The organism is Pseudacidovorax intermedius, assembly GCF_001476815.1.
Classification (GTDB): Bacteria; Pseudomonadota; Gammaproteobacteria; order Burkholderiales; family Burkholderiaceae_C; genus Xenophilus; species Xenophilus intermedius_A.
The window spans coordinates 1-12,536 of record NZ_LDSL01000034.1; the positions used below are offsets into that span (position 1 = coordinate 1).

Genomic DNA, 12,536 nt, shown 5'->3' on the forward strand with positions numbered 1-12,536 from the left:
GCGGCGACCGGGTCGACCACGGCGAGCGGCATGCCCAGCGCCTCGGCCGCCGATTGCAGCGGTGCCACGTCCACGGCCGGGTCCAGCCGCAGGAGCGTGTAGCCCATGCCCAGCAGGTCGTAGAGCGAGCCGCCGTCCGCCAGCCAGAAATGCGGCGCCCGGCAGCCGGGCACCGTCGACGGCGTGAAGTCGCCCATCGAATAGGCCGGCGGCGCGGCGCCGTCGTCCACGATCAGCGGCGAGCCGGCATAGAAGTAGCCGAAGTTCAGGCCCGCGCAGCAGAACTGCTGCACGTTCAGGTCGTAGGCCTCGCGGCCCACGCGGGCGCGCACCGCATCGGCTTCGGCGCCGGGGGCCTCGATGTCGGGCGGCACGGCCCCGCGGGCGCGGATCATCTTCTGCGCATGGTCCATGGCGAAGTGCGACACCTGCTCGGTGATCGGCTGGCGCTCGGCCTGGTAGGCGTCCAGGATGGCCTCGCCGCCCCAGCCCTGCAGCCGCGCCGACAGCACCCAGGCCAGGTTCACCGCATCGGCGATGCCCGCGTTCATGCCGTAGCCGGCATAGGGCACCCACAGGTGGGCGGCGTCGCCCGCGATGAACACGCGGCCGGCGCGCAGCCGGTCGGCCACCAGGCGGCGGCCCACCCAGTCCTCGCGGCTGATGACCTCGTACTGGAAGTCGGGGCCCACGCCGAGGATGGCGCGGATCGACCAGTCCCGGTCCACCGCGTCGAAGTCGGCCTCGTGCGGATGCAGGTGGTTGTGCACCAGCCAGTCCTGCTCGCCGTCGATGGCGAAGACGGTGCCGCAGCGCTCGGGATTGACGGCGTAGCAGCACCAGGCGTCCTTGGCCGGCAGCAGCGCTTTCAGGCCTGGCGCGCGGATGAAGGTGGACTGCACGCGCTGGATCACTGGCGTGCCTTCCAGCCTGGCGCCCATGGCCTTGCGCACGCCGGAGCTGCCGCCGTCGCAGCCCACCAGGTAGCGGGCGCGCAGCGTTCGCGTGGCGCCGCTGTCCAGGTCGACCAGCGTGGCGGTCACGCCGTCCTCGTCCTGCACGAATTCGGCCACCTGCGTGCGGTTGAAGAGCTGCACGCCCGTCTGCGCCGCCGCGTGGTCGAGCAGGATCGGCTCCAGGTAGATCTGGTTGATGCGGTGCGGCGGCTCCGGCGTGGGCCACCAGCCGTCGGGGCCGGCGGTGTCGGTGTAGCGCGTGGCGCGGCCCGGGATGGGAATGCGCGTGAGCTCGGTGCCCGTCATGCGGGTGCGGAACACCACGTCGTTCGGATAGTCGGGCGGCAGCCCCGCATCGCGCAGCCGCGCGGCCACGCCCAGGCGGCGCAGCTGTTCCATGGTGCGGGCCGACACGTGGTTGCACTTGACGCTGGGCGGCTCGCCATAGCGGCGAAGCTCGGCCACGGCCACGCGGTGGCCGCGCTGCGCCAGGTCGGTCGCCAGCGTCAGGCCGACGGGGCCGGCGCCGACGATCAGCACGTCGGCGTCGAAGGGGGCGGGGGATGAAGAAGTCATCGTCACGTTTCTGTCAGTCGAGTTTTATTTGAGCGGTCTTGATGACCTGGGCCCACTTGCGCGTCTCGCTCTGGATGTAGCGCTCGAAGGCCTGCGGCGTGTCCGGTGCCGGCTCCACGCCCTGGGCGCGCATGGCGGCCTGGTTCTGCGGATCGCGCAGGGCGGCGTTGAAAGCCTCGTTCAGCTGCGTGACGATGGCCGTCGGCGTGGCGGCCGGCGCGACCACGCCGAACCAGCCGGTGGCGTCGTAGCCGGGCAGGCCGGCCTCGGCCAGCGTGGGCACGTCGGGCAGCGAGGGCAGACGCTGCGGACTCGTCACGCCGAAGGCGACCAGCTTGCCGGCGCGGATCTGCTGCAGCGCGGCCGGCAGGTCGACCATGGCCAGCGGCACCTGGCCCGCGATGGCGTCGATCGCCGCCGGACCCGAGCCGCGGTAGGGCACGCCCACCACCTTGGCCTCGGCCATCTGCTCGAACAGGGCGGTGGCCAGGTGCATGGCCGTGCCGTTGCCGCCATGGCCCACGGACAGCCCGCCCGGCTTGCTGCGCGCCAGCGCGACCAGCTCGCGCAGGTTGCGCGCCGGCACCGACGGATGGCCGACCAGCACGAAGGGAATGGCCGCGAGCATGCCCACGGGCCGGAGGTCCTTGAGCGGGTCGAAGGGCATCTGGGCATACAGGCTGGAATTGGCCGACAGCGCGCCTGCCGCGCCCACGCCCAGCGTGTAGCCGTCGGCCGGCGCCTTGGCCACCAGCGTCAGGCCGACGTTGCCGCCGGCGCCGGGCCGGTTGTCCACCACCATCTGCTGGCCCAGCTTGTCGTTCAGGCGCGGCGTGAGCAGGCGCACCACGGCATCGGTGCTGCCGCCGGGCGGAAAGGTGACGACGAGGCGGATGGGCTTGTCGGGCCAGTGGCCCTGGGCGCGGGCGGCCAGTGGCGCGGCCACCAGCGCCGCCAGCGCGGCGAGCCCGGCGCGCCGGCTGAGGCCGGCGGCGTGTTCTGCGGTCATGGATCTGTCTCCGGTGTTCTTGTCGAGCCCGCATTGAAGCGCGGCGGCATTCATTCGTAAATCCAGAAATTCGAATGAAAATTTCAGGTCGCCTGATGAATCATTCCTTCGTCCCCACCATCCGCCAGCTGCGCGCCTTCGTCGCCGTCTACCAGTCGGGCCGGCTGGGCACGGCCGCGCAGCGGCTGTTCGTCACCCAGTCGGCAGTGAGCATGCTGCTGCGGCAGCTGGAGGACGGCCTCGACACGCGCCTCTTCGACCGCACCACACGCTCGCTGCAGCCCACCGCCGCCGCCACCGACATGCTGCCCACAGCCGAGCGCATCCTGCGCGACGTGGATGCCCTGGCGGGCGGCTTCCGCGACCTGGCCACGCTGGAGCGCGGCCGCGTGGCGGTGGCCATCACGCCCACGCTGGCGGGCTTCCTGCTGCCCGAGGCGGTGCGCCGCTTCGGCGAATCGCATCCGGGCGTGCGGGTGGTGGTGGACGACTGCGCGCCCGACCAGTTCGTGGCCCGCGTGCTGGGCGAGCACGTGGACTTCGGCCTGGGCACGCCCGAGCGGCCCGGCGCCGACATCGAGACCGCGCCGCTGCTGCGCGACCACCTGGCCTTCGTCTGCCGGCGCGACCATCCGCTGGCCAGCCGCCGCAGCATCCGCTGGACCGACCTGGCGGGTCAACCGGTCATCACTTCGCGCGGCGGCTACGGTGTGCGCCAGACGGTGGACGTGACGGCCGCCCGCGCCGGTGTGGCGCTGGAGGTGGCGAACGAGGTGAGCTTCCTGTCCACCGCGCTGTGGATGACGGCCAGCGGCCTGGGGCCGTCGGTGATGCCCTCGGCCTTCGCGCGGGCCGGCGGCGATGCGGACCTGGCCGTGATCCCGCTGTCGGCGCCGCGGGTGTCGCGCGACATCTCGGTGGTGACGCGCCGCGGGCGCTCGCTGTCGGCGGCCAGCCGCAGCTTCATCGAGGTGCTGCGGGCGCAGTGGGACCAGGCGGACTGAGCCTCAGCCGAAGTGGTCGAAGGACGCGAAGCGCTGGTCCACCGGCTGGCCCTGCGCATCCACCACGCGCAGGCCGGGCTCTGCCTCGATGCGGCCGATGCGCGTCACCATGACGCCGGCTGCGCGCGCCGCGGACTCGACGTCGGCCGCGCGGCGCGCCGGCGCCGTGAAAGCTAGTTCGTAGTCGTCGCCGCCGGCCAGCGTCAGGCCGCGCTGCGTGGCCGCGTCCAGCGCCACGTGGCGCCGCGCGGCCAGCGTGCCGGCCACGGCGTCGGCGTCGAGCGTGGCGCCCACGCCGCTGGCGCGCAGCACGTGGCCGAGGTCGCCGGCCAGGCCGTCGCTGATGTCGATGGCGCTGCTGGCGATGCCGCGCAGCGCCAGGCCCAGCGCCACGCGCGGCGTCGGCTGCTCCATGCGGGCGCGGGCGGCGGCGAACACCGGCTCGGGCACCGACAGCCGGCCGCGGAACACCTCCAGCGCCAGCCGCGCATCGCCCAGCGTGCCGCTGACCCAGAGCTCGTCGCCCGCCCGCGCGCCGCTGCGCAGAAGCGCGCCGCCGCGCGGCACCTCGCCGAAGACGGTGATGCACAGGTTGAGCGGCCCGCGCGTGGTGTCGCCGCCCATCAGCTGGCAGCCGTGGGCATCGGCCAGCGCGAACAGGCCCCGGGCCAGGCCGGCCAGCCAGGCCTCGTCCACCGAGGGCAGCGACAGCGCCAGCGTGAAGGCCAGCGGCCGCGCGCCGCAGGCGGCCAGGTCGCTCAGGTTCACGGCCAGCGCCTTGTGGCCCAGCAGCGCCGCATCGACGGTCGACAAAAAATGCCGGCCCTCGACCAGCATGTCGGAGGACACGGCCAGCTGCATGCCCGGTGCCAGGTCCAGCAGCGCGCAATCGTCGCCCACGCCCAGCGCCACTGCGCCGCCGGCCGTGGCCGGGCGCTGGAAGTACCGGCGGATCAGATCGAATTCACCCATGGCCCTCAGCCCACCGGCGTGCGGAAGCGCTCGGCCGCCTGGCGCACCACCTCGGCCAGCAGCCGTTCGCGGCCCTGGCGCTCGCGCAGCCAGCGGGCGTCGTTCTGGCTCGCCTCCACCGAACTGCGCAGCCGGCCGAAGGCGCGCGTGGCGTCGAGCACGGCGGCATGCGGCTCCAGCATGGTCATGGTGCGCAGGATGTGCTCGCGCAGCGGCATGTGCTCGCCGGTGGCCGGGTCCACGTACACGGCGTCCAGGCCGAAGCGGCAGGCCTGGAAGCGGTTGTAGGTGTAGACCAGGTAGTCGTCCTCGCTGGGCACGAAGGGCTGCTCCTGCAGGAAGTAGGCGGCCAGGGTCTGCACGTAGCCGGCCAGCGCGGCGGCGCGCTCCACCGTGAGCGGCGTGTCGAACACGCGGATCTCGATGGTGCCGTACTCGGGCTTGGGCCGGATGTCCCAATAGAAGTCCTTCATGCTCTTGACCACGCCGGTGCGGGTCATGCGCGCGAAGTAGCCCTCGAACTCCTTCCACGACAGCGTGAAGGGCGCGCGGCCCGACAGCGGGAAGGCGAAGACGGAATTGAGCCGCGCCGAGTCGAATTGCGTGTCCTGCCCCTGCACGTAGGGGCTGGAGGCCGACAGCGCGATGAAGTGCGGGATGTAGCGGCTCATGCGGTGCAGCATCAGGAGCGCCGAATCGGCATCGGGGCAGCCCACGTGCACGTGCTGGCCGAAGATGGTGAACTGCTTCGACAGGTAGCCGTAGAGCTCCGACAGCTGCCGGAAGCGCGGCTTGTCGTAGATGCGCTGCTCGTGCCACTGCTGGAAGGCATGGGTGCCGCCGCCCAGCACCGCGATGTTGAGCTTGCCGGCCACCTTGACCAGCGCGTCGCGCAGCGGCCCCAGCTGCTGCAGCACCTCCTCGGCCGAATGACAGACGTCGGTGGAGATCTCGATCATGCTCGAGGTCATCTCCGGCACCACGCTGCCGCGCAGGTCGAACTGGGCCATGCCGCGCAGCATGTCCTCGGCATAGGGCGCGAGGTCGTAGTCGTGGGTGTTGACCAGCTGCAGCTCCAACTCCACACCCAGCGACAGCGCCTTGGAGCTGCGGAAGGGCTCCAGCGGCACGACGCGGGCATCGGCTTCGCGCTGGGCGCGCGTGGGCTCGGCAGCCGGGGGCGAGAAGGGCGACGGCGCGTTGTCCAGCGGGCTCATGGCGCCTCCTTCGGCTTCGAGGCGGTGGGTCGGGCGTTCATCGCGGCGTGTCCTCCGGCGTGGTGAAGGCCTCGGGTGCCCAGGGGCGCGAGCTTTCCCTGGCACCGTAGAGGGCGATGGTGGCCAGCACGGCGCCCAGCACCTCCATCAGCAGGATGGCCGGCAGCGCCACCTGCGTGATCAGGTGGCCCAGCAGCGGCGAGGCGGTCACGAAGCTCGACGCGATCAGCAGCGCGATGGACGACAGCGGTGCCATGGCGCAGCCGATCCACAGCGCCTGCCGCCAGCTGGTGCCGCTGCCCGGATTGGCCAGCGCCACGCCGGCGATCTTGGCCACGGCGCGGGCGCCGATCAGCGCCAGCACCACGGTGGCGACGGTGAGGTTCCACTCGGCCTGCGCCGCCACGATGGACACCAGCACGAACATCAGCATGGTCACCAGCGAGGCGGCGGTGCCCAGCTGGCGCGGCCAGACCCAGGGCCGCGGATTGAGCACCTTCAGCAGCACGCCGCCGATCAGCGCCGCCAGCGGCGCGGCACCGCCCCAGGCGCTGGCCACGGCCGCGCCGGCACCGATGATCGCCAGCAGCAGGATCGAGGTGTTCTCGCTCGTCGGGCTCATCACGCGCAGTGCCGAGCGCAGGGCGAGCGCCATCACGGCGCCGACGACGAAGGACAGGCCGAGCACCGTCAGGATGGGATGGAAGTTCTCCATGAAGCCCTGCGGCGTGGTCTCCAGCCGGCCCGCGAACACGTAGGCCAGCGTCAGCGCATAGAGCGTGTTGAGCGTGGCCAGCGCCAGCGCCCGTTCGGTCACCGGGCCGGAGGCGCGGGTGTCGATCACCACCCGCGACAGCACAGCCGGCGAGGCGGCCACGGCGATCAGCGCCAGCGGCGCGATCACCGAGGGCGGCACGTCGAAGGCGCGCAGCGTCCACCACACGGCGGCGAAGGTCAGGCCCGACTCGGCCAGGCTCTGCGCCAGCACCATCGGATTGCGGCGGAACCAGCCCAGCGGCAGGCGTCCGCCGGCCTCGAAGAGCACGATCGCCACGCCCAGCTCCATCAGGTAGAGGGCCGTGCCCTGCAGCGGCCAGATGGCGCCCTCGAAGCCGGCCAGGCCCACCACGGTGCCCACCAGCGAATAGCCCACCACCTTGGGCAGGCCCATGTAGCGCTGCACCAGGTGGCCGGCGGCGGCCGCAGCGGCGATCAGCAGCGCCCACCACACGGTGGGCAGGCCGACTGTCGGTCGCATCCAGCTGGACAGGAAGCCCAGCAGGTCGGAAGGAAGAAGATTCATCGAGCTGGCAAAGGTCTGCGAAGGGCGGGACGGCGTCGGCACCGCGCGGCGGTGTCCGGGTCGTTCCTTCCTTCTGACTGGGCCCGCGGCGCCAGCGCGCGGTCGGGTCCCCGGATCATCGGCGCCGCAGCGCCGGGCGAGCCTCAGTGCAGGATGCGCGGGCCGGTGTCGGAACCCGTTCCGGCGTCGAGCACGAAGGCGGCGATGGGCACGTCGAAGCGTTCGGCGTCCTCGCTCACCACGAAATAGCTGCCGCGCATCGTACCGCTGGCCGCCTTGAGCTGGCAGCCGCTGGTGTAGCGGAAGGACTGGCCCGGCGAGAGCAGCGGCTGGCGACCGACCACGCCCAGGCCGCGCACCTCCTGCACATGGCCGGAGATGTCCTCGATCACCCAGTGGCGTGCGATCAGCTGGATCGGGAACAGCGCCACGTTGGTCACGGTGATCGTGTACGCGAAGGCGTAGAGGCCCGTTTCCGGCGAGGACTGCTCGGGCAGGTAGCGAGGCTCGACCTCGACGCGCATCGGGTGCTGGGGCATGGCGCGGGATGTTAACAATGCGGGTCTTCCTGCATGGCCGGCGGGTCGCGGGCGTGCCCGCTGCGAGAATCCGCGCCCATGACGACGAGCCGCCCCACGACCCACCGCATCGCCCCGTCCATCCTCTCGGCCGACTTCGCCCGCCTGGGCGCCGAAGTGAGCGACGTGATCGCCGCCGGCGCCGACTGGATCCATTTCGACGTGATGGACAACCACTACGTGCCCAACCTGACCTTCGGCCCGATGGTCTGCGAGGCGCTCAAGCCCCACGCCAGGACGCCCGACGGCGAGCCGGTGCCCATCGACGTGCACCTGATGATCCAGCCGGTGGACGCCCTGGCCGCCGCCTTCGCCAAGGCCGGTGCCGACTACATCAGCTTCCATCCCGACGCCTCGCCGCACGTGCACCGCAGCATCCAGGCCATCCGCGCGGCCGGCTGCAAGCCGGGGCTGGTGTTCAACCCGGCGGCCTCGCTGGAGGTGCTGGACTGGACGCTGGACGAGATCGACCTGGTGCTGATCATGAGCGTCAACCCCGGCTTCGGCGGCCAGAGCTTCATCGACTCGGCGCTGCGCAAGATCGAGCTGGTGCGAAAGCGCATCGACGCCAGCGGCCGCGACATCCGGCTGGAGGTGGACGGCGGCATCAAGGCCGACAACATCGCCCGCGTGGCCGCGGCCGGGGCCGACACCTTCGTGGCGGGCAGTGCGATCTTCAACGCGCCCGACTACCGCACGGTGATCGACACCATGCGCGCCAACCTGGCGGGCTGAAGCGCCTGCTGCCTGCGGAGCCGCCATGACCCTCGAAGCCATCCTCGCCTACCTGCACCTGCTGGCCATCCTGACGATGGTGGTGTTCCTCTCCAGCGAGGCGGCGCTGTGTCGCATCGAATGGCTCAACGCCAAGGCGGTGGAGCGGCTGGCGAGGGTGGACCTGGTCTACGGCATCGCCGCCATGGCGGTGCTGGCCACCGGCCTGTTGCGCACCTTCCTGGGCGTCAAGGGCAGCGCTTGGTACTGGACCAACCCGCCGCTGCACGTCAAGCTGACGCTGTTCGTCGTCGTGGGGCTGGTCTCCATCGTCCCGACGCTGACTTTCCGCCGCTGGCTGCGTGCCCAGCGCCAGGGCGGCGGCCTGCCGGCGGCCGACGAGGTGCGCCGCACCCGCCGGCTGGTGATGGTGCAGGCGCACATCGTGGCGATCATCCCGCTGTTCGCGGTGTTCCTGGCGCGCGGCTTCGGCAAATAGGGCGACGGCGGCGGCGCCAGGAAAAAAGCCCGGCTTCTGCCGGGCTTCATCGTCGGGGCGCGGGCGCCTGTCTCAGGCAGCCTTGGCGCTCAGGCATTCCTTCATGAAGGCCTTGCGCTCGTCGCCCTTGAGCGTCTTGGCCTTGGGGTCGGCATTGCAGGCCTTCATCTTGTCCTGCTGCGTGGTGGCCTTGGCCGGCTTGGCCGACAGGCAGCTCTTCATGAAGGCCTTGCGCTCGTCGCCCTTCTTGTCGCCGGCGTCGGTGTTGCAGGTCTTCATCTTGTTCTGCTGCGCGGTCGGCGCCTTCTCGGCCGCGGCCGGGGCAGCGGTCTGGGCGAAGGCGTTGAACGACAGGGCAGAGCCCAGGGCGATCAGGGCGGCGAGCTTCTTCATGGAATGGTGTCCTCGTGCGCGATGGACGCCGCGCAGGGCGGCGGCCCGGCGGCGCCGGGCCATCATGCAACGCAGTTCACAAAGGTTGCGATGACCGATCAGACAAGAAACCAAAGTTTTCAATGTCGACCCGGTGCATCCGCCTCACACCGTGAGGCCGGCCAGCGGGCCGCGCCGCAGGGTATGTGCCCATTCCAGCGCCTGGGCCTGCGCGCGGCTGAAATGCGAGGCATCGACGGTCGGCCCCGTGCCCGTGTAGAGGGCGCCGGCCAGGCTTTCCGCATCGCCGCGCTCGCTGGCCTCCGCCAGCTTCAGCAGCGGGCCGAGGGGGCCGTCGCCGCGCAGCAGCGCGTCGTCGATCACGGGCGCCAGGTGCAGCGGGGCCAGCACCTCCTCGATCTTCATGCCCACCAGGGCCGGCATGAGCGACATCATGCCGGCCATGAAGGCGCTGTCGGCCAGGCTGTCGTCCTCGGGATGCTTCAGGGTCGCCGTCAGTTCCATCAGCCGTCCGCGCGTCGCCGCCATCAGCAGGAGGGGGCTGGGCTCGCCCTGGCGCTGGCCGACGGAGAACAGCAGCAGCTGCACCCAGCGCTTCAGGTAGCGGCGGCCCAGCACCTGGATCACGTCGCGCAGCGAATTGACCGGCCGGCTCAGGCCCGTGCCGGCCGAATTGACCATGCGCAGCAGGTTGACGGTGAGGCCCGGCTCGGCCTTGAGCGTCTCTTCCAGCTCGCTGCTGTCGGCATCCGCGCCCAGCTGGGCCAGCAGCCGCAGAAGGGCCTGGTGCGAATGGCCCAGCTGGCGGCCGGCGACCGTCGTCGGCTTGGCGAAGTGGTAGCCCTGGAAGAACACGAAGCCCAGGTCCATGCAGCGCTCGAAGTCCGCCGCGGCCTCCACTTTCTCGGCCAGCAGGCGCACGTGCGGCGCCGCGCGGCGCAACTGGGCGACGAGTGGCCGCAGCGCGTCGCCGGCGACGGCCAGCACGTCGACCTTGACGATCTGCACCAGTGGCAGCAGGGCCCGGGTGCGTGCGTCGAAGGCGATGACGTCGTCCAGCGCCAGCGTGTAGCCCATGGCGCGCAGGTGCATGCAGCGGGCGGCGACGGAGGCGGTGTGGGGCACCGACTCCAGCAGCTCGATGACCACGCCGCGGCGCGGCAGCAGCTCGATCACCTCGCTGAAGAGGAACTGCTGGTCCACGTTGATGTAGGCGTCGCAGTCCTGCAGCACATGGGTCATGCCCAGTTCGGCAAAGGCATTGACGATCACCGTGGCCGTGGCCTGCGCGTCGTCGACGACGTTGGCACCGGCCGACTTGCCGTCGCGGAAGAGCAGTTCGTAGGCACGCACGTGCCGTCCGCGGTCAAGAATGGGCTGCCGCCCGAGAAAAAGCGCCTCGCCTGTGTCGCCCATGGTTTCCTCACCTGTATCGTTTTGGCCTTATTCGTGACCAAGTGTTAATGGAATAGTAGCGGAGTCTGGCCGGGGCGTCGTGGAGGCCTCCAATAAAATCGGGAAATGCTTACCGTCAAACAAGAGCTCCTGGAAGCGCTGGCCCAGGTGCTCGAACGATTCGAGCCGGGCGCCGGCAGCCGGGCCGCCTTCGAATCCCCCAAGGTGGCCGCCCACGGCGACCTCGCCTGCACCGCGGCCATGCAACTGGCCAAACCCCTCCGGAAGAACCCGCGCCAGCTGGGCGAGGAACTGCGCAGCGCCCTGCTCGACACCCCCGCCTGCGCGCGCTGGGTCGATGCCATCGAGATCGCCGGCCCCGGCTTCCTCAACATCCGCCTCAAGCCGGCCGCCAAGCAGCAGGTGGTGCACGAGGTGCTGGGCGCCGGTGCCGGCTTCGGCAGCCAGCCCGTGCGCCCGGACGAGAAGGTGCTGGTCGAATTCGTCTCGGCCAACCCCACCGGGCCGCTGCACGTGGGCCACGGCCGCCAGGCCGCGCTGGGCGACGCCATCTGCAACCTGCTGGCCACGCAGGGCCAGGCCGTGCACCGCGAGTTCTATTACAACGACGCCGGCGTGCAGATCGAGACGCTGACCAAGAGCACGCAGCTGCGCGCCAAGGGCTTCAAGCCGGGCGACGACTGCTGGCCGACCGACCCCGACAACCCCGCCAGCAAGGCCTTCTACAACGGCGACTACATCCAGGACATCGCCGACGACTTCCTGGCGAAGAAGACCGTCCGCGCCGACGACCGCGAGTTCACCGCCAACGGCGACGTCGACGACGTGGACAACATCCGCCAGTTCGCCGTCGCCTACCTGCGCAACGAGCAGGACAAGGACCTTCAGGCCTTCAAGCTGCGCTTCGACCAGTACTACCTGGAGTCCAGCCTCTACACCAGCGGCCGGGTGAAGGCGACGGTCGACAGGCTGATCGCTGCCGGCAAGACGTACGAGCAGGACGGCGCCTTGTGGCTGCGCTCGACCGACTACGGCGACGACAAGGACCGCGTCATGCGCAAGCAGGACGGCACGTACACCTACTTCGTGCCCGACGTCGCGTACCACATCGCCAAGTGGGAGCGGGGCTTCCACAAGGTGGTCAACATCCAGGGCACCGACCACCACGGCACCATCGCCCGGGTGCGCGCCGGCCTGCAGGCGGCGGGCGTCGGCATTCCCGAGGGCTACCCCGACTACGTGCTGCACACCATGGTGCGCGTGGTGCGCGGCGGCCAGGAGGTCAAGATCAGCAAGCGCGCCGGCAGCTACGTCACGCTGCGCGACCTGATCGAGTGGACCAGCACCGACGCCGTGCGCTTCTTCCTGCTCAGCCGCAAGCCCGACACCGAATACACCTTCGACGTCGACCTGGCCGTGGCGCAGAACAACGACAACCCGGTCTTCTACGTGCAGTACGCCCATGCGCGCATCTGCTCGGTGCTGGACAAGGAGGGCGTGGACGCCGCGGGCCTCGAGGGCACCGACCTGGCGCCCCTGGCCACCGACGCCGCCCAGCCGCTGATGCTGCTGCTGGCCAGATACCCCGAGATGCTGGCCGCCGCCGCGCGCGACTTCGCGCCGCACGACGTCACCTTCTACCTGCGCGAACTGGCCGCGGCGTACCACAGCTATTACGACGCCGAGCGCATCCTGGTGGACGACGTGCCCACCAAGCGCGCCCGCCTGGCCCTGGTGGCCGCCTGTGCGCAGGTGCTGGCCAACGGCCTGGCGGTGCTGGGCGTCAGCGCGCCGCGCAAGATGTAATCGCGCGGCGGCGCCCCCGCGCACCACGCCCCGCACCGGCCGGAAAAGCCGGCGGGCGCGCTGCCGCGGGCGGGCCGACGCACAATCCCCACC

12 protein-coding genes are annotated in these 12,536 nt (G+C 71.0%); 4 read left to right on the forward strand and 8 right to left on the reverse strand.

The features are described 5' to 3' along the window. Together NS331_RS05050 and NS331_RS05055 are read right to left on the reverse strand one after the other, a co-directional pair. The coding region (locus NS331_RS05050; RefSeq protein ID WP_058640926.1) for an FAD-dependent oxidoreductase at positions 1–1,532 on the reverse strand (1,532 nt) is incomplete at its 3' end. Positions 1,533–1,545: 13 nt separating this feature from the next. Beyond that, entirely contained in the window at positions 1,546–2,541 is a 996-nt protein-coding gene (locus NS331_RS05055; RefSeq protein ID WP_058640927.1) for a tripartite tricarboxylate transporter substrate binding protein, read from the reverse strand. A 95-nt stretch (positions 2,542–2,636) separates the two neighbouring features. Here NS331_RS05055 and NS331_RS05060 point away from each other — a divergent pair, with 95 nt between their 5' ends. Continuing rightward, positions 2,637–3,545 carry a LysR family transcriptional regulator gene (locus NS331_RS05060; RefSeq protein ID WP_058640928.1) on the forward strand — a complete coding sequence of 303 codons (909 nt, stop codon included), beginning with the start codon at positions 2,637–2,639 and terminating at the stop codon, positions 3,543–3,545. A 3-nt stretch (positions 3,546–3,548) separates the two neighbouring features. Here the strand turns inward: NS331_RS05060 and thiL are convergent, their stop codons facing one another. The 4 genes from thiL to apaG all read right to left on the reverse strand — a co-directional run bounded on the left by thiL (position 3,549) and on the right by apaG (position 7,576). Next, on the reverse strand, positions 3,549–4,517 hold the full coding sequence (gene thiL, locus NS331_RS05065; RefSeq protein ID WP_058640929.1) for a thiamine-phosphate kinase: 969 nt from the start codon (positions 4,515–4,517) through the stop codon (positions 3,549–3,551). 5 nt (positions 4,518–4,522) lie between these two features. Beyond that, the gene (locus NS331_RS05070) at positions 4,523–5,647 is read right to left on the reverse strand and encodes a YbdK family carboxylate-amine ligase (protein WP_058640956.1); all 1,125 of its coding nucleotides are present in this window, start codon (positions 5,645–5,647) and stop codon (positions 4,523–4,525) included. A 124-nt stretch (positions 5,648–5,771) separates the two neighbouring features. Further along, a complete protein-coding gene (locus NS331_RS05075; protein ID WP_058640930.1) occupies positions 5,772–7,037 on the reverse strand; it encodes a cation:proton antiporter in 1,266 nt (421 codons plus the stop codon). A 143-nt stretch (positions 7,038–7,180) separates the two neighbouring features. Then, entirely contained in the window at positions 7,181–7,576 is a 396-nt protein-coding gene (apaG, locus tag NS331_RS05080) for a Co2+/Mg2+ efflux facilitator ApaG/CorD (RefSeq protein ID WP_058640931.1), read from the reverse strand. Positions 7,577–7,654: 78 nt separating this feature from the next. Here apaG and rpe point away from each other — a divergent pair, with 78 nt between their 5' ends. Both rpe and NS331_RS05090 read left to right on the forward strand, forming a co-directional pair. Further along, positions 7,655–8,350, forward strand: a complete 696-nt coding sequence (gene rpe, locus NS331_RS05085) for a ribulose-phosphate 3-epimerase (RefSeq protein WP_058640932.1) — start codon at positions 7,655–7,657, stop codon at positions 8,348–8,350. 25 nt (positions 8,351–8,375) lie between these two features. Next, positions 8,376–8,828 carry a DUF2214 family protein gene (locus tag NS331_RS05090; protein WP_058640933.1) on the forward strand — a complete coding sequence of 151 codons (453 nt, stop codon included), beginning with the start codon at positions 8,376–8,378 and terminating at the stop codon, positions 8,826–8,828. 72 nt (positions 8,829–8,900) lie between these two features. On the opposite strand, the gene NS331_RS05095 is transcribed toward NS331_RS05090, so the two are convergent. Next, positions 8,901–9,221, reverse strand: coding sequence for a PsiF family protein (locus NS331_RS05095; RefSeq protein WP_058640934.1), 321 nt, complete (start codon positions 9,219–9,221; stop codon positions 8,901–8,903). A 144-nt stretch (positions 9,222–9,365) separates the two neighbouring features. Further along, positions 9,366–10,574, reverse strand: a complete 1,209-nt coding sequence (locus NS331_RS05100) for an EAL and HDOD domain-containing protein (RefSeq protein ID WP_206597317.1) — start codon at positions 10,572–10,574, stop codon at positions 9,366–9,368. Positions 10,575–10,742: 168 nt separating this feature from the next. Between NS331_RS05100 and argS the strand changes: the two genes are divergently transcribed. Further along, entirely contained in the window at positions 10,743–12,443 is a 1,701-nt protein-coding gene (gene argS, locus NS331_RS05105) for an arginine--tRNA ligase (RefSeq protein WP_058640936.1), read from the forward strand. Positions 12,444–12,536 lie beyond the last annotated feature (93 nt).